26 protein-coding genes are annotated in these 20,672 nt (G+C 71.5%); 5 read left to right on the top strand and 21 right to left on the bottom strand.

The window, feature by feature from the left end; genetic code table 11:
* Positions 1–43: 43 nt before the first annotated feature.
* The 21 genes from EXE58_RS07055 to EXE58_RS07155 form a co-directional block, all read right to left on the bottom strand.
* Complete coding sequence (locus EXE58_RS07055; protein ID WP_244242465.1) at positions 44–484, bottom strand: flagellar basal body-associated FliL family protein; 441 nt, start codon at positions 482–484, stop codon at positions 44–46.
* Positions 481–1,380 (bottom strand): OmpA/MotB family protein, encoded by a 900-nt coding sequence (locus EXE58_RS07060; protein WP_135267204.1) that lies wholly within the window; start codon positions 1,378–1,380, stop codon positions 481–483. The genes EXE58_RS07055 and EXE58_RS07060 overlap by 4 nt, the downstream gene beginning before the upstream one ends.
* A gap of 1 nt (position 1,381) precedes the next feature.
* Positions 1,382–2,152 (bottom strand): motility protein A, encoded by a 771-nt coding sequence (locus EXE58_RS07065; RefSeq protein ID WP_135267206.1) that lies wholly within the window; start codon positions 2,150–2,152, stop codon positions 1,382–1,384.
* On the bottom strand, positions 2,152–2,424 hold the full coding sequence (locus EXE58_RS07070; protein ID WP_135267208.1) for a flagellar FlbD family protein: 273 nt from the start codon (positions 2,422–2,424) through the stop codon (positions 2,152–2,154). Before EXE58_RS07070 ends, EXE58_RS07065 begins: the two co-directional genes overlap by 1 nt.
* 146 nt (positions 2,425–2,570) lie before the next feature.
* The gene (locus EXE58_RS07075) at positions 2,571–3,410 is read right to left on the bottom strand and encodes a flagellar hook-basal body complex protein (protein WP_135267210.1); all 840 of its coding nucleotides are present in this window, start codon (positions 3,408–3,410) and stop codon (positions 2,571–2,573) included.
* A 25-nt stretch (positions 3,411–3,435) separates the two neighbouring features.
* Positions 3,436–3,936: a flagellar hook assembly protein FlgD gene (locus EXE58_RS07080; RefSeq protein WP_167288734.1), complete on the bottom strand. Its 501-nt coding sequence runs from the start codon at positions 3,934–3,936 to the stop codon at positions 3,436–3,438.
* Between the two features lie 11 nt (positions 3,937–3,947).
* Positions 3,948–5,213, bottom strand: coding sequence for a flagellar hook-length control protein FliK (locus tag EXE58_RS07085; protein WP_135267213.1), 1,266 nt, complete (start codon positions 5,211–5,213; stop codon positions 3,948–3,950).
* Positions 5,210–6,205 (bottom strand): transglycosylase SLT domain-containing protein, encoded by a 996-nt coding sequence (locus EXE58_RS07090; RefSeq protein WP_244242466.1) that lies wholly within the window; start codon positions 6,203–6,205, stop codon positions 5,210–5,212. Before EXE58_RS07090 ends, EXE58_RS07085 begins: the two co-directional genes overlap by 4 nt.
* Positions 6,202–6,672 (bottom strand): flagellar FliJ family protein, encoded by a 471-nt coding sequence (locus tag EXE58_RS07095; protein WP_135267216.1) that lies wholly within the window; start codon positions 6,670–6,672, stop codon positions 6,202–6,204. Before EXE58_RS07095 ends, EXE58_RS07090 begins: the two co-directional genes overlap by 4 nt.
* Positions 6,672–7,973, bottom strand: a complete 1,302-nt coding sequence (locus EXE58_RS07100; protein WP_135267218.1) for a FliI/YscN family ATPase — start codon at positions 7,971–7,973, stop codon at positions 6,672–6,674. The genes EXE58_RS07095 and EXE58_RS07100 overlap by 1 nt, the downstream gene beginning before the upstream one ends.
* The gene (locus tag EXE58_RS07105) at positions 7,970–8,623 is read right to left on the bottom strand and encodes a FliH/SctL family protein (protein WP_135267220.1); all 654 of its coding nucleotides are present in this window, start codon (positions 8,621–8,623) and stop codon (positions 7,970–7,972) included. Before EXE58_RS07105 ends, EXE58_RS07100 begins: the two co-directional genes overlap by 4 nt.
* Complete coding sequence (gene fliG, locus EXE58_RS07110; protein WP_135267222.1) at positions 8,607–9,620, bottom strand: flagellar motor switch protein FliG; 1,014 nt, start codon at positions 9,618–9,620, stop codon at positions 8,607–8,609. The genes EXE58_RS07105 and fliG overlap by 17 nt, the downstream gene beginning before the upstream one ends.
* Entirely contained in the window at positions 9,617–11,212 is a 1,596-nt protein-coding gene (fliF, locus tag EXE58_RS07115; protein ID WP_135267224.1) for a flagellar basal-body MS-ring/collar protein FliF, read from the bottom strand. The genes fliG and fliF overlap by 4 nt, the downstream gene beginning before the upstream one ends.
* Positions 11,209–11,526 carry a flagellar hook-basal body complex protein FliE gene (gene fliE / locus EXE58_RS07120; RefSeq protein WP_135267226.1) on the bottom strand — a complete coding sequence of 106 codons (318 nt, stop codon included), beginning with the start codon at positions 11,524–11,526 and terminating at the stop codon, positions 11,209–11,211. The genes fliF and fliE overlap by 4 nt, the downstream gene beginning before the upstream one ends.
* Positions 11,523–11,918 carry a flagellar basal body rod protein FlgC gene (locus tag EXE58_RS07125; RefSeq protein WP_135267228.1) on the bottom strand — a complete coding sequence of 132 codons (396 nt, stop codon included), beginning with the start codon at positions 11,916–11,918 and terminating at the stop codon, positions 11,523–11,525. Before EXE58_RS07125 ends, fliE begins: the two co-directional genes overlap by 4 nt.
* Positions 11,918–12,253, bottom strand: a complete 336-nt coding sequence (flgB, locus tag EXE58_RS07130; protein ID WP_244242467.1) for a flagellar basal body rod protein FlgB — start codon at positions 12,251–12,253, stop codon at positions 11,918–11,920. The genes EXE58_RS07125 and flgB overlap by 1 nt, the downstream gene beginning before the upstream one ends.
* Positions 12,254–12,448: 195 nt before the next feature.
* On the bottom strand, positions 12,449–12,766 hold the full coding sequence (locus EXE58_RS07135) for a hypothetical protein (RefSeq protein ID WP_135267232.1): 318 nt from the start codon (positions 12,764–12,766) through the stop codon (positions 12,449–12,451).
* On the bottom strand, positions 12,763–13,140 hold the full coding sequence (gene fliS / locus EXE58_RS07140; protein ID WP_135267234.1) for a flagellar export chaperone FliS: 378 nt from the start codon (positions 13,138–13,140) through the stop codon (positions 12,763–12,765). Before fliS ends, EXE58_RS07135 begins: the two co-directional genes overlap by 4 nt.
* A 12-nt stretch (positions 13,141–13,152) precedes the next feature.
* Positions 13,153–14,508, bottom strand: coding sequence for a flagellar filament capping protein FliD (gene fliD / locus EXE58_RS07145; protein WP_135267236.1), 1,356 nt, complete (start codon positions 14,506–14,508; stop codon positions 13,153–13,155).
* A 115-nt stretch (positions 14,509–14,623) separates the two neighbouring features.
* On the bottom strand, positions 14,624–15,802 hold the full coding sequence (locus tag EXE58_RS07150) for a flagellin N-terminal helical domain-containing protein (protein ID WP_135267238.1): 1,179 nt from the start codon (positions 15,800–15,802) through the stop codon (positions 14,624–14,626).
* 147 nt (positions 15,803–15,949) lie between these two features.
* Positions 15,950–16,792 (bottom strand): sigma-70 family RNA polymerase sigma factor, encoded by an 843-nt coding sequence (locus EXE58_RS07155; RefSeq protein ID WP_244242468.1) that lies wholly within the window; start codon positions 16,790–16,792, stop codon positions 15,950–15,952.
* 254 nt (positions 16,793–17,046) lie between these two features.
* Between EXE58_RS07155 and flgN the strand changes: the two genes are divergently transcribed.
* The 5 genes from flgN to csrA are packed head-to-tail and all read left to right on the top strand — an operon-like array spanning position 17,047 to position 20,531.
* Complete coding sequence (gene flgN / locus EXE58_RS07160) at positions 17,047–17,532, top strand: flagellar export chaperone FlgN (RefSeq protein WP_135267241.1); 486 nt, start codon at positions 17,047–17,049, stop codon at positions 17,530–17,532.
* Between the two features lies 1 nt (position 17,533).
* Complete coding sequence (gene flgK, locus EXE58_RS07165) at positions 17,534–18,934, top strand: flagellar hook-associated protein FlgK (RefSeq protein ID WP_135267243.1); 1,401 nt, start codon at positions 17,534–17,536, stop codon at positions 18,932–18,934.
* Positions 18,934–19,830 carry a flagellar hook-associated protein FlgL gene (gene flgL / locus EXE58_RS07170; RefSeq protein ID WP_135267245.1) on the top strand — a complete coding sequence of 299 codons (897 nt, stop codon included), beginning with the start codon at positions 18,934–18,936 and terminating at the stop codon, positions 19,828–19,830. Before flgK ends, flgL begins: the two co-directional genes overlap by 1 nt.
* Positions 19,827–20,249, top strand: coding sequence for a flagellar assembly protein FliW (gene fliW, locus EXE58_RS07175; RefSeq protein ID WP_244242469.1), 423 nt, complete (start codon positions 19,827–19,829; stop codon positions 20,247–20,249). Before flgL ends, fliW begins: the two co-directional genes overlap by 4 nt.
* A 33-nt stretch (positions 20,250–20,282) precedes the next feature.
* Positions 20,283–20,531, top strand: coding sequence for a carbon storage regulator CsrA (gene csrA / locus EXE58_RS20305; protein WP_135267248.1), 249 nt, complete (start codon positions 20,283–20,285; stop codon positions 20,529–20,531).
* The last annotated feature ends 141 nt before the right edge of the window (positions 20,532–20,672 follow it).

Here is a 20,672-nt window from a genome sequence, read left to right on the forward strand (position 1 = left end):
GGACCTGAGGGATCCGCGCCCCGAACCGGACGGGTGAGTGGCGTCACTGGGTGACGAAGTCGGTGAAGTACACCTCCATCACGTCGCCGTGGTAGTCCTCGTGCAGAGCCTTCTCCAGCTTGTGCTTGTACTCCTCGCGGGTGTCCGACTTGACCAGGTCGGCGTGGTCGGCGCCGCTGAACAGGTCGATCACCGTGTCGAGCGCCGCGCTGCCGTCGACCTCGTGCGCGTCGGCCGTGAGCTGGAGGGCCACTCCGATCCGGAGGTAGTGGCCGCCGGCCAGGTTGACCTGGATCGCCTCCAGGGTGACGACCTCGCCCGCGACCGGCTCGGCGGCAGCTCCGCTCGGCTTGAGGAAGAACCACCAGCCCGCCGCCCCGGCGACGAGCAGCGCGACGACGATGATGATGAGCTTCTTCTTCTTGCCGCCCTTCGCCTCGTCCGCCGTCTCCGGCTCCGCTGGGCGGGTCATCGTGGTGCTCATGACATTCCTCCGTCGATCTCTGGCTGGATGCTGGGGATGATGACCGGCCCGCCCGCGGGGGCGTCGTCCAGGAGCTCGCGGGCAGCAGCCGGCAGGTCGGAGAGGACGACGATGTCCACGCGCTTGTTCACCCGCTGGGAGCCGGGCTTCGCGGGGTCGACGAGCGGGACCTCGTGGCCGAAGGCGGAGGCGCTGAGCCGCTTGCCGGGGATGCCGCCCCTCTCGTTGAGGTGGCGCAGCACCTCGATCGCCCGCGCCGAGGAGAGGTCCCAGTCGGTGGCGAAGTACTTGGGCTTCACGGGCACCTGGTTGGTGTGGCCGTCGATGCGCAGGTCCTCGTCGGCGCGCGAGAGCACGGGCGTGATCACGTCCAGGACCCGACGGCCACGACTGCTCAGCTCGGCCCGGTTGGGCTCGAAGACCACGTGCCGCGAGGTGAGGCTCAGGACGAGACCGCGCTCGTCGATGAGGCGCGTCACGTCGTCCTGCAGGCCGGCGCGCCGCAGGGCGGTGTCGAGCTCCTGGCCCAGCTGCTCGAGCCGGTCGCGCTCTGTCTTGGCGTCGGCCTCCACCCTCCGCTGGGCGGCCAGGGCCTTCTTCGCCTGCTCGGCGAGGGTGGTCGAGCCGCCGAAGTTCTCGGCGCGCACAGGAGCGACCGCCGAGGAGCCGGGGTGGTCCATGGTCGAGCTCGATCCCTGCATCACCGAGGTCGACTGCCCGAAGCCCGCGGCGAGCCCCGACTTGAGCTCGTTGAACTTCTTCTCGTCCACCGCGCTCATGGCGAACATGACGATGAAGAGCACCATCAGCAGCGTCACCATGTCGGCGTAGGTGACCAGCCACCGCTCGTGGTTCTCGTGCTCCTCATGGATCTCGGGCCGCTTCCTGGCTCCCATGTCAGGCGGCCTCGGCGTGGGCCTGCTGGGCAACTGGGAGCAGGGAGGTCAGCTTCTGGGCGATGATGCGGGAGTTGGAGCCTGCCTGGATGGCGGCGATCCCCTCGATGGCCAGCTCCATCCGGGTGGTCTCGAGGTCGCTGAGCCGCTTGAGCCGGGCGCTGATGGGCAGCCAGAGCGCGTTGGCCGAGCAGACGCCCCACAGCGTGGCGAGGAACGCCGCGGCGATCAGGTGCCCGAGCTCCTCGGGCTGGGCGAGGTTCTCGAGCACGTGGACCAGCCCCATGACCGTTCCGACGATGCCGATGGTGGGCGCGTAGGCGCCGGCGTCGGCGAAGAACTTCGCCGCCTGCTTGTCGTGCAGCTTCTTGGCGTGGACCTCGGCCTCGAGGATCTCCCGCACGTCGTCGGGGTCGGTGCCGTCGATCGCCATCGTCATCCCCTTCACCAGGAAGGGGTCGTCGACGTTCTTCAGCTCGTCCTCCAGCGCCAGCAGGCCCTCGCGGCGTGCTCGCTCTGCCAGCTTGACGATGACCGGGACCAGCTCGGCGGAGTTGGCTGCCTTGGCGGTGAACGCCCGCTTGAGGGAGCCGATCGCCGCCTTGCCGTCGGCGACCGTCCCTCCCGCGAAGCAGATGGCCAGGGTGGCTCCGAAGACCAGCAGCATCGGCGGGAGCAGGAGCAGCGACATCGGGTCGCCGCCCTCCATCATGTTGGAGGCGACGATGACGACGAAGGCGAGGATGATGCCGATCAGGGTTGCCGGATCCATCAGTGAACCCCCTCGGGCGTCGAGTCGGCGGAGACTGCGGAGAGGTGCGAGCGGCCGGCCGCGGGGCGTGCGTCGTCGGGCTGGGTGCTGCCCGCGATGATGCGGCTGCGCCAGGCGCACACACGCGAGACGATCTCGTCCATCGGCTCCATGACGACGTACTTCTTGTCGTCCACGAGCGTGACGATCGTGTCCGGGGTGCTGTCGAGTCGCTCGATCAGGTCGGCGTTCAGCACGAACGCCGTCCCTGAGAGTCGGGTCAACAAGATCATTTCGGCACCATCCCTGTGCGGTGTGACGAGACCCGTCCATGGGTCTCGTGTCTCTTCATCGGTCGTGGTCGCGGCGACCTGAGGGAACGCCGCAGAAATGCCGGACGCCCCGACCGGACTCTTCCGGCGGGGCGTCCGTGCGCGGGTCAGCGCTTGATGTTGACGAGCTCCTCGAGGACCTGGTCGGAGGTCGTGATCACGCGCGAGCTCGCCTGGAACCCGCGCTGGGCGAGGATCAGGTTGGTGAACTCGGCGGCGAGGTCGACGTTCGACATCTCCAGGGCACCACCCAGCAGGCTGCCCCGGGCGCCCTCGCCGGCCACGCCGAGCTCGGGGTTCCCGGAGTTGGCGCTGGCGCGGAAGGCCGTCTCGCCGACCTTCTCCAGGCCGGCCGGGTTGGTGAAGTCGGCCACCGCGACGATGGCGATGTCGCGCTGGACGTCGTCGGTGAACGTGCCGCGCAGGACGCCGTCGCTGCCGATGGAGTACGACGTCATCTCGACGCCGGCGGGCAGGGTGCCGGCGATGGCGTCGATGTTGATGTCGACGAGGGCGCCGCCGGGGTCGCCGGGCGCGTAGCCCTGGACCTTCTTGCCGCTGGGGGCGACCAGGTTGCCGGACTCGTCCCAGTTGAACGCACCGGCCCGGGTGTAGACGCGCTCGGCGCCCGACCCGAGGACGAACATCCCGTCGCCCTGGAGCATGAGGTCGGTCGAGCTGCCGGTGACCTGGGCCGAGCCCTGGGTGAAGTTGCCACGCGTCGCGGCCACCTGCACGCCGAGGCCGACCTGCAGCGGGTTGGTGCCGCCCTCGGTCGCGTTGGCGCCGGCGGCGCCGCGCATGACCTGGCTCAGGGTGTCCTGGAAGACGGTGGTGCTGGCCTTGAAGCCGACGGTGTTGGCGTTGGCGATGTTGTTGCCGGTGACGTCGAGCATCGTCTGGTTGGCGCGAAGGCCGCTGATGCCGGAGAAGAGTGAGCGGAGCATGTCGGTGGTCCTTTCAGTCGCGGCGTCAGGCCGCGGTGCCGGCAGTGCCAGCGGGGTCGGTGGGGTCGGTCGGGACGGACTCGGTGGGTGTGGCGGGAGTGCCGGTGGAGGGGCTGCCGACGGAGAGGAGCTGCGCGAGCTTGACCTCGACACCGCCGATCCCGAAGACGGGGCCCTCGGCACCGAAGGTGACGTTGTCGATGGTTCCGGTGTGGGTCGTGACGCCGTCGGCGTCGACCCAGCTGACGGGCTTGCCGACCATCGCGCCGGCGCCGAACGCCATCTGGGTGCCGAGCAGCGCGCCGACACCGTCGGCGACGTCCTGCATCTTCTCCAGGGCGGTGAACTGCGCCGACTGGGCGAGGAACTCCCCGGAGTCGGTGGGGTTCAACGGGTCCTGGTAGCGCAGCTGCGCCACCATGAGCTCGAGGAACATCTGCTTGTCCTCCTGCGCCTCCGTCGCCGACGGGGTGGCACTGGCGAACGCGTTGGACTGGGTCAACGCCTCTGTTGCCGAGATGCTCACGGGATCCCTCCTCACATGGTCAGGTCGATGCCTCGCGAGGCATCGGTGACCGGGTTGGGACGGAGCGGGTGTGCTCCGTCGGTGAGGCCGTCCCTGGCCGTCGATCCACCACGCGTCCGTGCGTGCTGGTCCTGGTCGTCGGTCCGGCCTCGGCCGGACGCGTTCGTGTCGCCGCCGCTGCCGAAGGCACCGGAGGAGTCGGGGTGGGCGGAGCGCTCGGGCGACGGCCAGCCCTGCTGGCTGCCCGGCGTGGCGCTCGGGAGGTCGCGCACGACGACGCGCGCGTCGCCGGTGCCGGCGAGCTCGAGGACCCGTCGCAGCTCGGGGGCACCCTCGAGGAGCGCCCGCTGGGCGTCGTCGCCGGCCGCGAGCCGGACGAGCACCTCGCCGTTGCGGACGGTCAGGGTGACCCGCACCTCGCCGAGCGCCTCGGGCTGCAGGAGCATGGTGACGTGGTGGACGCCGTTGCCGCGCGACACCATCCGGGTGACCTCCGGCGCGAGCTGGGAGACGACCGGGACCGGGCGGGCGGCATCGGTGCCGGACGTGGTGGTCGGAGTCGTCGCCGGCGCGGACGCGGCGGCGGCCGGTGCGACTCCGGTGGGAGCCGGCGCCGGCGCGGGTGCCGCCTCGTTCTCCGACGCCCGTGCGGGGGCCGCGGCGGCGGGCGGCTGGTCGCCGGGCTCGCGCTGCGACGTGTCGGCGGACGCCGGTGCCGCGACGTCCGTGGTGGAGCCGGGGGTGCTCGTGGACGGGCCCTCGACTGCGGCGCCCTGGTCCGTGCCCGGCAGACCGGGCTGACCGGCGGCTGCGACGACGGCCGGGGTGGCTGTCGTCGAGGTGGACTGTGTCTGCGCGCGGGCGGTCGCGAGCGGGTCCCCGGCCACAGTGCCCTCGGCCGCGACCGTGCCCGAGTCGACCGACTCGTCGGCTGACGGGAGACCGCTCGGGGCGGCGGTGACGGGCGTGGGCACCAGCGGGGTGGCGAGCGTGGCCCAGAGGGGCGTCGCGACGGGAGCCACGACCTGCTCGTCTCCTGCGGCGGGCGTGCCCTCGGCGGCAGTCGGTTCGACCGTCTCCCCCTCGGACACGACGGGGGGTACGACGACCGCCTCGGCGGCACCGGTGCCGGCCGGGGTGGGCTGCCCCTCGCCCAGGAGGCTCGAGACCAGCGCGGCGAACGTGCCGTCGGCCGGGCCGCCCTCGGCCGCACCGGCCTCACCGGTCGACGTGGCGGGTGCGACGGTGGACGCCGTCGTCATGGGGGTGATGCTCATGCGGCTCCTCCCCAGCTGGCCATGACCGACTGGACGTAGTTGCGGGTCTCGGGGTAGGGCGGGACGCCGTCGTAGCGCATGACGGCTCCGGGTCCGGCGTTGTAGGCGGCCAGGGCGAGGTCGACCTGGCCGAACCTCGTGAGCAGGTCGTTGAGGAGGCGGGCGGCGCCGTCGACGGCCTGGGGCGGGTCGAAGGGGTTGGCGACGCCGAGTCCGGCGGCGGTGCCGGGCATCAGCTGCATCAGGCCCTGGGCCCCTGCCGGGCTGACCGCGTCGGCGTCGAAGGCCGACTCCTGCCGCGCGACCGCGGCCAGCAGCGTCGGGTCGACCCCGTGCGTCGCACCGGCTGCCTCGAAGAGCGCGGCGTAGGGGGTGTCGGCGGAGACGCGGCCGCTGACCGCGCCCGCGGCGGCGACTGCGCCGGTCGGCGCCGAGGCACCCTCGGGCAGCACCCGCCGGATGTAGTCCGGGGGATTCGTCACGGGGACGACCTGGACGTGCCCGCCGGGACGGGGCGCCTCGATCATCTGGCCGTTGCCGATGTAGATCGCGATGTGGTCGGCTCCGACGTTGCGGCTGGAGTTGTCCCACGCGATGAGGTCGCCGGGCTGGGCCTGCGCCATGCTCGGGACTGCGGTGCCGGAGCGCGCCTGGTCGGCGGAGAGCCGCGGGAGCTCGATGCCGACCGCCTTGAAGGCCTGCTGCACCAGGCCGGAGCAGTCGACACCGCGCTGGGGGTCGTTGCCGCCCCAGACGTAGGGCAGGCCGAGCATCTCCTTGGCGTTGGCGACGACCTGCTGCCCCATCTCGCCACCGGCGCCTCCGGCGGGCAGTCCGCCGAGCGCGTCGCCGGCCGCGGGTGCGCCGACGGCCGTCCGGGAGAGGACACCGGAGAACGACGTAGTGCCGACCGTGGTCGAGCTCGAGCCGGGCAGGAGTGCGATCTGAGCCTGGATCTGTGCGATCCGGGCGGTCACGTCGGTGACGGTCACGACGTACCTTCCTGGTCGATGAGGGTGCGGCGGTCGCGCAGCCAGCGGCTGGCGACCAGGTCGTCGACCTCGGCGGTCTCGCGCCGGTCCCGCTCGGCGCGGCGCTCGGCCTCGCGCCGCTCCAGCAGGAGCTCGACGGCGGAGAGCCGGGTCTTGTCGTGCTGCCAGTGGGCCCGGGCGGCCGTGGTCACGGTGCCGGCGGTGGCGAGGGCCTTGTCAGCGAGGGTCACCTCGCCGGCCATGGCGGCGACGCCGAGGCGTCCGAGCGCGAACCGGGCCGGGTCGACCGTCTCGGGGAGGGTCGTCTGGGCGAGCCGGGTGCGTACGGCGTCCAGTCGACGCGCTGCCTCCCGCTCGTCGGCGGCGGCCCGGCCCAGGCCCAGCCGGCTGTCCTGCTCGCGCACGGAGCGCACACGGGCGACGGCGCGCATGCCGGCGTCCGGGTCGTTGTCTCGGGTCCGGGCCATCACGCCACCAGCTCACCGAGGAGTCGCCACGTGTCCGCGAGCGACGTCTGGTCGTCCATGTCCTGGCGGAGGAACGAGTCGATGCCGGCCCTGCGGGCCAGTGCGACGTCGGCGTCGGGGTCGGCCCCCGGGACGTAGGCGCCGATCTCGACGAGCTCGCGCACGGATCGGTGGGCCGCCATCAGGCGACGCAGCCGGGTGGCGTCGGCGCGCTGCTCCTGGCCGGTGACGGCGGTGGTGCAGCGGGAGATCGACTCGAGCACGTCGATGCTGGGGAAGTGGCCAGCCGTGGCCAGCCGCCGCGAGAGGACGATGTGCCCGTCGAGGATCGACCGCGCGGTGTCGCCGATCGGGTCCTGCATGTCGTCGCCCTCCACGAGGACGGTGTAGAGGCCGGTGATGCTGCCGCGGTCGGAGGTGCCGGCCCGCTCGAGCAGCTGGGGCATGAGGGTGAACACGCTCGGCGGGTAGCCGCGGGTGGCCGGCGGCTCCCCCGCGGACAGGCCGATCTCGCGCTGGGCCATGGCGACGCGGGTGAGGCTGTCCATCATCAGGACGACGTGGCGCCCGTCGTCGCGGAACCACTCCGCGATGCGGGTGGCGACCGAGGCGGCACGGAGCCGCTCGACCGGCGGCGCGTCGGAGGTCGCGACGACCACGACGGATCGGGCGAGGCCCTCGGGGCCGATGTCGTTCTCGATGAACTCGCGCACCTCGCGGCCGCGCTCGCCCACCAGGGCGATCACCGAGACCTCGGCGTCGGTGCCGCGCGCGACCATGGAGAGCAGGCTCGACTTGCCGACGCCCGAGCCGGCCATGATGCCGATGCGCTGTCCGCGGCCGACCGGCGTCATGGCGTCCAGGGCGCGCACGCCCAGTCCGAGCTGGTGGTCGATGCGGGGACGGCTCAGCGCGGGCGGGGCCGAGTTGGTGACGCTGACCAGCGAGAGGTGGTCGATCGGCGGGCCGCCGTCGATCGGGCGGCCGAGGCCGTCGAGGACGCGCCCGCGCAGGCTGTCGCCGACGCGGACCCGCAGCGGGCCACCGGTGTGGCGTACGACGTCGCTGACGCAGAGCCCGGCGGTGGCACCCAGCGGGAGGCACGTGAGGCCGGCCGGGCCGCTGGCCGCGACCTCGGCGAGCACCTGGGTGCTGCCCTGAATGGCGACCAGGTCGCCCACGGCCGCGCGCAGGCCGGTGACCCGGACCTGCAGCCCGAGCAGCTCGGCCACCTGGCCCAGCACCACGGGTGCGGTCGCTGCGAGGGCACGGGCCCTCGTCTCGTCGGTCAGGAGGGTCACGACAGGACCTCGCGCAACCGCTCCAGGACGCCTTCGACCCGCAGGTCGACGACGTGGTCGTCGGCCTGGGCGACCGCGTCGGCGCGCTCGAGGGTGGGGTCCGCCACGACGGTGACCCCCAGCTCCCGGAGCTCGTCGGCGGCGAGCGCCACGTCGGGGTGCAGGCGCACCGAGCACACGTCGTGCTCGGGGAGGAGGCCTGCGACCCGGTCGACGACGTGCGCGGGGTCGGGCACGACGGACCCCACGAGCTCGCGGGTCAGCTCCAGCGCCAGCTCCAGGGCCTGCTCGTCCACACGACGGCATACGTGCGCCAGCTCCTGCTGCGCGACCTCGGCGGCACGACGCAGCGCCGCCAGGCACTCGGCGTGCTCCGCGGCACGAGTCCGCTCACGCTCCGCGGCGGCCTCGGTCTCCAGCTCGAGGGCGACCTCGGCGTCACGGTGTCCCTGGGCCCATCCGGTCGCGTAGCCCTGCGCCCGAGCAGCGTTGCTGACCGAGTCGGCGAGCTCCTCGAGGAAGGGGTCGGCGCTGCCACTGCGACCGCCGTCGTGACCGGCGGTGTCGTACCGCAGGTCGGGCATGCGGAGGTCCGTCACCCCGGCCGCGCCGGGGTCGCGCAGCACGAGGGTGTCACTCGACGAACTCATCGTCGCCTCCTCGCCTGACCACGATCTCGCCGCTCTCCTCGAGCGTGCGGATGGTGCGGATGATCGCCTGCTGCGCCTCCTCGACCTGCGAGAGCCGGACGGAGCCGAGCATGTCGACCTCCTCGAGGACGTTCTGCGCGGCCCGCTCGGAGAGGTTGGTCGTGATCTTGTCGCGCACGGCCTCGCCGACTCCCTTGAGCGCGAGGGCCAGCTCGGCGCTGTCCACCTTGCGCAGCACCAGCTGCACGTCACGGTCGCCGAGGCTCACGATGTCCTCGAACATGAACATCCGGCTGCGGACCTCCTCGGCGAGGGCGGCGTCGAGCGCCTCGAGGCCCTCGACGATCTGCCGCTCGGTCGAGCGGTCGGCGCGGTTGATGATGTTCACCAGCGGCCCCACACCACCCACGCGCGACGACGAGGACGGGTGCAGCACCGAGGACAGGCGCCGCTCGAGCACCGTCTCCACGACGCCCACCGTGTCGGGGTTGGCGCGATCCATCACCGCGATGCGGTGGGCGATCTCGGCCTGCAGCTCCGGGGAGAGGCCCGACAGCACCAGGGACGCCTTCTCGGCGGACATGTGCGCGAGGACCAGGGCGATGACCTGCGGGTGCTCGTCGCGGATGAAGGAGCGCAGCTGCGCCGGGTCGGCCCGCTGGAGGAACTGGAACGGCAGCTGGATGGCCATGGCGTTGAGGCGTTGCAGCGCCTCCTCGGCCCGGTCCTCGCCGAGCGAGGCGCGCAGCAGCTCACGGGCGTACTCGATGCCGCCCTGGAGCATGTGCTCCCGCGCGCTCAGCAACGCGCCGAACTCCCCCATCACCTGGCGGATCTCGTCCGCCTCCACCGCGGCGAGCTGGGCGATCTCGGCGGAGATCGACTCGACCTCCTCCTCGCTCATGTGAGCGAGGACCTTCGCGGCATTCTCCTTGCCGAGCTTGACGAGCACGATCGCCGCCTTCCGGGCGCCGAGCCCGGCCACCACCGACGTCACGACCGCTCCACCAGCCAGCCGCGCAGGAGGGCAGCGACTTCATCCGGCTGGCGCTCGACCAGGGCGGCGAGCTCCTCGCGCATCTCCGTCTCGGCGCTCGACGGGACGGGTGCGGAGGAGAGCTGCAGCGCTGCCTCGGCGTCGAGGCGCTGCTGGGCAGCGAGGGCGGCACGGTCGGCCTGCTCCTGGCGAAGCTGCTCGACGACGTAGGACGTCGCCTCCTCGCGGGCGCTGCTGTTCTTGCGCGAACGGCGCCAGACGAGCCCCAGGAGCAGGAGCACGACGCCACCCAGCACGCCGTTGCGGATCCAGGTGTTGCGGGCTGCAGCCGCGTCGGCCTCCTTGGCCGCCGCGAGGGCTGCCAGGTTGGCCTCCTCGACGGAGTTGTCGAAGGGCACGACGGAGGTCTGGATGGAGTCGCCGCGCTCGGTGTCGAGCCCGATCGCCGCGGCGACCAGGTCCTCGATCTCGGCCGGGTCGACAGCGACCTCGGCGTTGGTGTCGACGACGACGGCCGCGTGGAGGTTCTCGACCGAGCCCGGGGCGGCCTCGGCCTGCTCCACGACCTTGTCCACGCCGTTCTCGCGCACCGTGGCGGAGTTGTTGTAGCTGCCGTCAGCGCCCCCGCCGTTGGTCTCCAGCTGGGCGTCGGGCCCGACGACGCCGCTCGCCTGCCCGGCACCGGCCCCGCCCGAGTAGGTCTCCTTCTGCTTCGACTCAGCCAGGGTGGGGACCCGCTGCTGCCGGCCGTAGGTCGTGGACTCGGTGACCTTGCGGTCGAAGTCGAGCACCGCGGTGACCTGGACGGTGCTGTTGCCGGGGCCGAAGACCCGGTCGAGCATCGACTGCACCTTGCCGTTGAGCTGGTCCTGGTACTCCTGGACCTGACGGTACTGACCGCTCGCGGAGCCGTTGGCTCCCTCGCCGTCGGTCAGCACGCGGCCGGCCGAGTCGGTCACGGTGACCTTCGAGGGGTCGAGCCCGTCGATGCTGGAGGCGACCAGGTGGACGACGCCCTGGACCTGGTCGGCGCCGAGCTCGGTGCCGGCGTGGGTGTCGACGAGGATCGAGGCCGTGGCCGGCTCCTGCTCCTCGGCGAAGACCTGCTTGGGCGGCAGGGCGAGGTGGACCACGGCGGTGTCGACGCCGTCGATTGCCTCGACCGTGGCGGCGAGCTCGCCCTCCATCGCGCGCTTGAAGTCGGTCTGCTCCTTGAACTGCGAGGTCGAGATGTCCTGGCCGTCGAGCAGGGCGTAGCCACCCTCGCTGCTCTCGGAGGGCAGCCCCTCGCCGCTGAGGGCGATCCGGGTGGAGTAGACGTCCTTGCGCGGCACCGAGATCGTGCCGCCACCACCACCGATCTCGTACGGCACGCCGTCGGCGTCGAGCTGCTCGACGACCGCGGCGGCGTCCTCGGACGACAGGTTCGTGTAGAGAGGGGCGTAGGACGGTGCCGACGCCCAGCGGAACACCATGAAGGCGGCGAGCAGCAGGGCCAGGGTCCCGACGACGGCAACGACCTTCTGGCCGGCGCTGAAGGCCTTGAAGGAGCTGAGGGGCCCCTCGAGCGCGCGCGTGACTCCGGTTCTCATCCGACCTGCATCCGCATGATCTCGGTGAACGCCTCGATGGCCTTGTTGCGCACGGCGACGGTCAGCTTGGTGGCGACCTCGGCCTCGGTCGCGGCGAGGGTGTAGTCGTGGATGTTGGGCAGGGTGCCGGAGGCGGCCTGGACGGCCAGCGAGTCAGCCTTGTCCTGCAGGCCCTCCAGGCGCTCGATGCCGTCGACCAGCATGCTGCCGAACTCGCTGCTGGGGCCGCTGGTCGCCGCGGGCGCCGCCGACGGCGTCGCGACGGGTGCGACGTAGGGGGTGAACCCGATGCTCTCGATGCCGCTGACGCTCATCGTCCCTGTCCGATCTGGATCGCTGCCGAGTAGGTGTCCTGGGCGGTCTTGGTGACGGTGACCGAGGCCTGGAAGCCGCGCTGGGCCTGGATGAGCGAGCTCATCTGGACGGTCATGTCGATGTCGGGCCGGCGGACCATTCCGTCGGCGTCCGCCAGCGGGTGGTCGGGGGCGTGGGTCAGCACGCCCTCGGCGTCGCTGAGGCGGATGCCGCTGACGTCGACGCCGCCCTCGGGACGGGCGGTCGCGACCACCATCTGGCCCTGGAACGCGTCCTCAGCGGTCGAGGTGACCGTGTTCGCGTTGGAGATGTTGTGGGCCAGCGAGTCGAGCCAGGTCTGGTGCATGCCCAGGCTGCTGTTGGCGATGCGCAGCATGTCGAAGGCGCCCATCAGGCCGCACCTGCTGCGGTCCGGACCAGCGAGAAGCGGTCGGACACCGCGCGCGTCATCATCTGGTACTGGAACTGCGTCTGGACCGCCGAGAGCGTCTCCTGGCGCAGGTCGACGTTGTTGCCGTCGGTGCCGGCCGGGGCGTTGGACGGAAGCGTCGACGCGCTCACCCCGGAGGTGGGCATCTCGCCGCGCTGGAGGGCCGCGCTCAGGCTCGACTCGAAGTCGACGCTGACCGCCCGGAAGCCGGGGGTGTCGACGTTCGCGATGTTGTCGGCGATCACGCTCTGACGGGTCGCGAGGCCGTCGAGGGTCGTCGCAAGGACGGACGACACGGCATCTGGCATGCCAAAGGACACGGGGTCTCCTCCAGGAGATCAGTGCCGGTCCTTCGGCGGGGGGGTGCGAGCGTTCCTTGCTCTCGGTCCGAATCGGCGTCCCGTTGACGTGGCTGAGGGAAACCCGCCGTGTTCTTCGAGGTCGGGACCATGGTCGGGACCCGCACCACCCGATCGGGCTATACGAGGTGACTAGGCCGAGACGTCGAAGTACGCCGGCAGCCCCATCGGCTGGGAGGCGCGGGGGTACGGCGAGCCGTCCAGCTCGGCCTTCGCGGTCGCGGCCGCGCGCTCCAGCTGGGCCCTCACGAGCTGCTGGCGCTCGACGAGGCGTTGCGCCCGCTCGAGGAGGTCGTCGGGGAGCGGTCCCCGGACGACGGGCGGTCGCCACCTCAGGGCACGCGGGTCGTGCGTGGGATCGACGCCGCGCTCGAGGAGCCGGACGGCGTCGTCGAGGTCGCGCTCGAGGAGCTCGAGCGCCTGCGTCCAGGTGCGGTGCTCGGGGTTCACGCGGACTTCGCGTTGTCCATGGCCGCCTGGCGCCAGGCGTCCGCCAGACCGGTGACCAGGTCGAGGCAGTGGGTGGTCAGCGCGGCGTCGCGCTGCACGTTGGCCTGCACGAGCTGGACGAGGAGGTGGGAGTAGAGGCTGTTCAGCATCTCCGCGCCGTCCCACAGTTCGGGTCGCAGGCTGCCCTGCAGCTCGGCCACGATGTCCTGGGCGTGGGTGAGGGCACCATGGGCGGCCGGGTGGTTGCCGGCCTCCTGGGCCTCGAGGGCCCGGCGGCAGTCCAGGACCAGCCTGTCGTACAGCATCACGAGCAGTCGCGAGGGGCTCGCGGTCTGCACCGAGGCCTGCAGGTAGGGGTTCGTGGTGGTGTTCATGGGGTGCCTTCCTTAGCTTCCCGATGATGACGCGAGGCTGGAGATCTGGCCGGCCAGCCACGAGGACTGGCTGTTCATCTGGCTCAGCGCGGTCTCGAGGGCGGTGAACTGGCGAGTGAGTGCGGTCCGTCGCAGCTCCAGTCGCAGGTCCCAGGCCTCGATGCCGTCGTTGAGCCTCTCGATCGTGCTGGTGCGGCCGGTGATGGCCTGGGTGAGCGTCCCGGTCGCCTTGTCGCTGGCGGCGGTGGCCACCTCGGCGACCCGGTCGAGGAACCCCGTCCCGTCGGCGGTGAGCCGCCGCTGCACGGCGTCCGGGTCGGCCTTGTAGGCCTCGCTCAGCTTGGCCTCGTCGAGGACCAGACGGCCGTTCTTGTCGGTCTGGATCCCCAGGGTGGAGAGGCTGGTGCCGTCGGTCGGGAAGACGGTGTCGAGGAGGCGGCCGCGCAGCTCGCGGACGCTGGAGTCACCGGCCAGCATGCCCTTGGCCTTGGTCGCAGGGTTGTAGGAGGTGAGCGAGTCGATCTCCGTGAGCACGGAGTTGATGGCGTCGACGGCGGACTTCACCGACCGGATGGTGGCGGCCGGATCCAGTTTCAGCTCGATGTCGGCGAGGCCGGTGGCGGCTGCGCCGAGGGTGATGTCGACGCCGGGCACCAGGTCCTTGAACGTGTTGGTCGCCGAGGTGGCGACGATGCCACCGCCCACGGTGACCTGGGCGTCGCGGCCGACCCGGGTGCTCGCCCCACCGAGGATCGGTGAGGTCCCGTCGGCGGCGTCGCGGAGTGTGAAGTCTGACGAGGCACCGGTGGCGACCGACTCGACGACGAGGCGGAACTGGTCCTGGCCGGAGGCGTCGGCACCGACTCGTACGGCGGTGGCCCGAAGGCCGGTCTTGTTGGCGGGGTCGTTGATCGCGGTGACCAGGCCGCGGAGGGTGCCGTCGGTGGTCAGGTCCTGCGCCACCGTCCCGTCGAGCCGGTCGATCCTGACCGACGTCGGAACCGTGCCAGGAGCGTCGTAGCCCACGGCGCTGGCGTGCTCGAGCCGGTGGCTCAGAGCCGTGCGGTCGACCTGGACGCTGAACGCCCCCGCCGCGGCGCTGGCCCCGACGGTGACGGTGACGTCCTTGAGGGAGGAGGTCGCGGTGAGCTTGCTCCACGCAGTCGGCTTGGCGAGGTCGGCGGCCGTGGTGGCCAGCGAGGCGAGGCGGCTGTTGAGGGTCTGCATCGCGTTGACGGCGCGCTGCTCGGTGCTCACCCGGGTCTGCATGCGCGACTGGGGCACGGCCTCGAGCTGCATGAGCTGGTTGACGATCGAGACGGTGTCGAGTCCGCTCGCCAGTCCGCCGATGCTCGCGGATCCGCTCATGATGCCTCCTCAGGACTGACGGGACATGCGTCCCGGACGGACGACGGGCGGGCCAGGGGGGAGGGGGCCCACCCGTCGTCCACGGGGGATGCTGGTTGCTCTAGCTGGCTAGTCGTCAGCGGAGCAGAGACAGCACACCCTGGGGGGCCTGGTTGGCCTGGGCGAGCATCGCGGTGCCCGCCTGCGACAGGATCTGCGCCCGAGTGAAGCTCATCATCTCCTGAGCCATGTCGGTGTCGCGGATCCGGCTCTCGGAGGCCGACAGGTTCTCGACGGCCACGTTGAGGTTGTTGATGGTGTGCTCGAACCGGTTCTGCATGGCACCCAGGCCGGCGCGAGCGGTGGAGACGTTCTTGATCTGCGCGTCGACCGTCTTGATCGCGGCCTGGGCTCCGTCAGCGGTGCTGAAGTCCAGTCCGGTGCCGGGACCTGCGACGACCGCGGTGGACGCCGCGGCGCCCGTACCTGCGGCGGCGTGGGTGCCGGCGGCGGCGCCACCGAACACGGCCGCGCCGTCCTTGGCGGTGACGACCAGCTGGTTGTCCTTGTTCACCGAGGCGCTGAGCTCCCCGGAGAACGCGGCGTCCTTGTTGAGGGCGTCAGCCAGCTCACCGACCGTCTTGTAGGTGCCAGCGGCACCCAGGTTGGCGGTGGTGATGGTGGTGTCGACGTTGTTGCCGCCCACGACACTGCGGGTGCTGAACGTCATCGTGCCGGTCACGTCGGTCGGGGTGAGGACGTCCATGGTGGCACCGGTGGTGGGAGCGCTCAGGGTGTTGGAGATGCCCTTGACGTTCGCACCGGACAGGTCGACCGAGATGCGGCTGTTGGCGTCGCCGTCGGCACCGACCTGGAAGTGCATCGTGCCGGCGGAGCCGTCGAGCAGCTTGGCACCGTTGAAGTTGGTCGAGTCGCCGATCCGACCGAGCTCCTTGACGAGGCTGTCGGCCTCGGTCTTGATGTTGGCGCGAGCCTCGGTGTTGTTGCTGTCGTTGGCGCCCTGGACACCCAGGTCACGCAGACGCTGCAGGATCGAGTGGACCTCGGTCAGCGCACCTTCTGCGGTCTGGACGACCGAGATGCCGTCCTGCGCGTTGCGGGCGGCGACCTTGAGGCCACCGACCTGCGAGCGCAGGCCCTCGGAGATGGCCAGGCCGGCGGCGTCGTCGGCGGCCCGGTTGATGCGGAATCCGCTCGACAGCTTCTCGAGCGACTTGGACATCTGGCCCTGCGTGACCGACAGGTTGCGGTACGAGTTGAAGGCGTCGATGTTCTGGTTGATGCGGAGACCCATGATGGATTCCTTTCCTAGGGAGTCTGATGGAGCTGGAGTCCGTCCGTGGACTCCGTCGAGGTGCTGATCGGTCAGCCCCTCATTGGTCTGAGGATTTCGGCAGAACTTCTTTGCGGACTTCGTTCCGCCCTCTTCGGGTGGTGTGGATCAGGCGCTGGTGGCGAAGCGTGCAGCGGCGGGGCGCACCACGGCGTGGCGCTCGGCGACGGCCGCGTAGTAGGCCTCGCGGCGGCGGGCGGCGACGCCCTCCGGGCGCTCGTGACGCTGCACGAGGTGCGGGTCGAGCTGGGAGTTGATGCCGTCGCGCAGCAGGACCATGGCCTCGGCACGCAGCTGGGAGACCCTGGACTCGCTCACGCCGAGCTCGGCGGCCAGCTCGGCCATCGGGCGCTCTGCGAGGAAGTAGCCCTCGACGACGATGCGCAGCTTCGCGGGGAGCTCGGCCACGGCGTCACCGAGGTAGCTCAGCAGCTCGTCGTGCTCGAGCGCCTGCTCGGGGGTCGGGGTCCGCGACGGGAGGACCTCGGCGAAGGAGCCCTGCTCCTCGCCGGCCTCCAGGGAGAGGACCTGGGCCCGGGCGATGTCCTCCTTGTTGGCGAGAACCTCCTCGAGGGGCATGCCGAGCGCACCGGCGACCTCCTTGTCGGTAGGGGTGCGGCCGAGCGAGTAGGTGAGCCTCGTGCGGGTCTCGTCCAGGTCGCGAGCACGACGTCGTACTCCCCTTGTGGCCCAGTCCACGCCGCGCAGCTCGTCGAGCAATGCACCGCGCACCCGGGTGGCGGCGTAGCGGGCGAACGGCACCCCGCGCTCGGCGTCGTAGGCCTGGGCGGCCTGGACCAGCGCCGTGAGACCGGCGGAGGTCAGGTCGTCGCGGTCGACGTGGCCGGGGACCCTGGCGAGGGTCTCTCGCACGAGGTGTCCCACGAGCGGGATGTTGGAGGTCACCAGGTCGTCGACGGTGATGTCGCGAGGGCTGTCTGTCGGCTGCACAAGACAGATACTTGGGTCCTTCTTTACACAAAGTTGATGAAACCTTTGATTTCCCAGGCCCCGCGGACCAACTGGGGACCGGGGTCCCGGGGGACCATGACCCGAACGGGCCATGCCGGGTGGTCCAGACCTGTTCCCCGACGTGGTCCAGACCGTGGGGACCAACCCCTCAGGTGTCGTCCCCGGCGTCCGATGGGGATCTCGTGACAGTCAGCGACGCTGCCCGCTCGGGCACAGAGAGAGGAGGCTCCGCCATGGAGGCGATCGAGAGGCTCTCCCTGGTGCTCTGGCGTGAGCGCGAGCTCCTGGAGGACCTGCACTTCCGGCTGGAAGTCGAGCAGCTCGTGCTCTCGAGCGGCCGCAGCACGTGGCTGGCGCACGCCGCCCGTGACATCGACAGCCTGCTGGCCAAGATCCGCGAGACCGAGGTCCTGCGCGCCGTTGCCGCCGACGCCGCCGCCGCCTCGGTGGGCATGGCCGACAACCCGAGCCTGGCCGCGCTGGCCGAGGCCGCGGACGAGCCGTGGTCCACGATCCTCGACGAGCACCGTCAGGCGTTCGTGGCGGTGACCGCCGAGATCACCACGCTGGCCGACTCCAACCGCCACCTCGTCTCGGCGGGCTACCGCTCCGCCCGCGAGACCCTGCTCTCCCTGGGCGACTCGACCGACGGCTACGACGCCGCCGGCACCGCCACCGCGGAGCCGATGCGCTACCGCCTCGTGGACCGGAGCCTGTGACGTGACCGGCACCTTCAGCTCGGTCTCCTCGGCCCTGAGCGCGCTGCGCTACAACCAGGTCGTGATGGACGTCGCGAGCGGCAACATCGCCAACGTCGCCACCGACGGGTACGCCCGCCGCCGAGTCATCGGCGAGTCCGTCGGCGCACCCGACAAGCCCGCCATGTGGAGTCGCTACGACGGCCACGGCGACGGCGTCCGCGTCGGCTCCCTCGACCGGATGGTCGACCCGCTGCTCGACCTGCGGGCACGTCGCGAGCACGGCAACCAGAGCTTCCTCGACACGCGGGCCGCCTCCCTCGCCCGGATCGAGACCGGCCTCGGCGAGCCCGCCGGCGAAGGCATCTCCGCTGCCATCGCCGAGTTCGGCGCCTCCCTGCACGACCTCTCCAACCACCCCGACACCAGCTCGGTGCGCACCCAGGTGCTCGCCAACGCCCAGGGCCTCGCCGACGCGGTCGCGGTCCAGCGCCGCAACATCGAGGCTGAGGAGGGCGACCAGCGGATGGCGCTGCTCGCCGACATCGACGAGACCAACGCCCTCGCCAAGGACCTCGCCGCGACCAACGAGGCGATCAACGCCGCACGCCTCTCCGGCACGGATGCCTCGGCATTGCTCGACGCCCGGGACTCGATGGCCCTGCGCCTGGCCGACCTCACCGGCGGCACCGCCAAGGAGAACGGCAAGGGCGGCCTCGACGTGACCGTCGGTGGCGTCGACCTGGTGACGGGCAACAAGGCCGGACGCATCGACGTGGCGTCCGGGGTCGCGCCCGACGGCACCGCCGATGGCGGCCCCCTCGTGCTCACCGCCACCGCCCCCGGTGGTTCGCCCACCGCGGTCACCGGCCTGCGCGGCGAGATCGGCGGCGAGGTCACGCTGCTCACCGTCACCCTGCCCGGTCTGCGCGCCGACCTCCAGGGCTTCGCGCAGCAGCTCGCCGACAGTGTCAACGCCGCCCACCAGGCCGGTTTCGACGCCGCTGGTGCGGCTGGCGTACCCCTCTTCGGCGTCGACCCGGCCGCTCCGGGTGGACCGCTGGTGCTGCTGGTCTCCGACCCGCAGGCGCTGGCGGCCTCCGGCATCGGCGGCGGCCCCAACCGTGACGGTGGCAACGCCAAGGCCCTGGCCACCTCGCTCTCAGGACCCGAACGCGCCTATCAGCAGCTGGTCACCGGGTTCGGTGTCGCCGTGGCGTCCACCCGCCAGCAGGCGGCGACCCAGCAGAACCTGACCACCCAGGTCGACGGCGCCCGTGAGCAGCTCTCCGGGGTGAACCTCGACGAGGAGATGGTGACCATGATGCAGGCCCAGCGGAGCTACGAGGCTGCCGCGCGCGTGATGACCACGCTCGACTCGGTGCTCGACACCCTGATCAACCGGACCGGGCTGGTGCGCTGATGAACGTCAACCGCGTGACCCAGTCGATGCTCGGGGACCGGTCGATGGCCAACCTCCAGAGTGGTCTCAAGCGTCTCGCCGACCTCCAGGAGCACCTCTCGACCGGGCGGGTCCTCAACCGCCCCTCCGACAACCCGGCCGACGCCGGCTCCGCCATGCGGCTGCGGTCGTCGCTGCGCGCAGAGCAGCAGCACGCCCGCAACGCCGACGACGGCCTCGGCTGGCTCAACACGATCGACTCGTCACTGCAGACCGCGGGCGACTCCGTACGACGTGCGCGTGAGCTCGCGCTGCAGGGCGCCAACGCCGCCGGCGGGCCCCAGGCTCGCGAGGCGCTCGCCACCGAGGTCGACCAGATCCGCGCCGGACTGCTGTCCACGGCCAACACCACCTACCTGGGGCGGCCCGTGTTCGGCGGCACGACGATGGGCAACGTGGCCTTCACCGACAACGCGGGGGTCGTCACGTTCACCGGCGACTCCAACCCGGTCAACCGCACCGTGGCGGACGGCGTCGTCGTCAACGTCGCCCAGGAGGGGACGGCCGCGTTCGGCACCGACGCCGACAACGTGTTCGCGCACCTCAGCGCCCTCTCGGCGGCACTCCGCGCCGGTGACACCGCCGGTATCTCCACCGGGATCGACGCCCTCGCGGCCGACGAGAAGCAGGTCGTCGTCGCCCGGGCCGACATCGGCGCACGCACCGTGCGCGTCGAGCAGGCCACCACGCGCGCGGGCGATTCCGAGCTGTCCCTCACCAATGCGTTGGCCGAGATCGAGAACGCCGACCTGCCGCGTACCGTGGTCGACCTGAAGATGCAGGAGGTGGCCTACCAGGCCTCCCTCGCAGCGACAGCGCGTGTGCTGCAGCCGAGCCTGGTGGACTTCCTGCGATGATCGCCACGATGCACAGACCCACCAGGAGCGTCATGCAGGAGATCCCCGTCATCGAGCTGGTGCAGCCCATGCCCGGCTTCCCCGACCTGGCCCGCTTCGCCCTTGTCCAGGTCGACGACGCCGGCGTCCTGTGCAGCCTCACCTCGCTCGACCAGCCCGGCCTGCGCTTCCTCGTCGTACCCCCTGCGGCGTTCTTCCCCGACTACACCCCCGAGGTCGAGGAGGCGGTGCTCAGCGAGCTCGGCTCCGAGTCGGTCGACGACCTGGTCGTCCTCTGCGTCCTCACCGCCGGGGAGTCCCTGGCGACGACCACGGCCAACCTCGCAGCCCCCGTCGTGGTCGACACCGCGAACCACCGTGCCGTCCAGGTCGTGCTCGACGACCCGGCACTCTCGGTCGCCACGCCGCTCATCGCGTGAGCGCGAGCAACGCCCGACGGGTACCGTGACCGCATGCTGGTCTTGAGTCGCCGCGCAGGCGAGAGTGTCGTGATCGGTGACGACGTGACCATCTCGGTGCTCGAGGTGCGTGGCGACGTCGTCCGCATCGGCATCGACGCACCACGGTCAGTGGCGGTCCACCGCGCCGAGCTGCTCGCGCAGCTCGAGCAGTCCAACAAGGAGGCCGCCTCGCCGAGCACCAACGCCGTCGACTCGCTCCTCGAGGCCCTCCGCAGCCGGAACGGCTCCGCCGACTCCTGACCGGCGGCTTGGGCCCTCCGGCGGAATCACCGGTTACCCGGTGACCCACCGGGTTATCGACCGTTGCAACGGGCTGGAAGCGCGGCGACCACCGGGTAACCGGTGATTGCGACCCACAAGAACGCCCCGCGGGGCCAGCCC

This window comes from Nocardioides seonyuensis, assembly GCF_004683965.1.
Taxonomy (GTDB): Bacteria; Actinomycetota; Actinomycetes; order Propionibacteriales; family Nocardioidaceae; genus Nocardioides; species Nocardioides seonyuensis.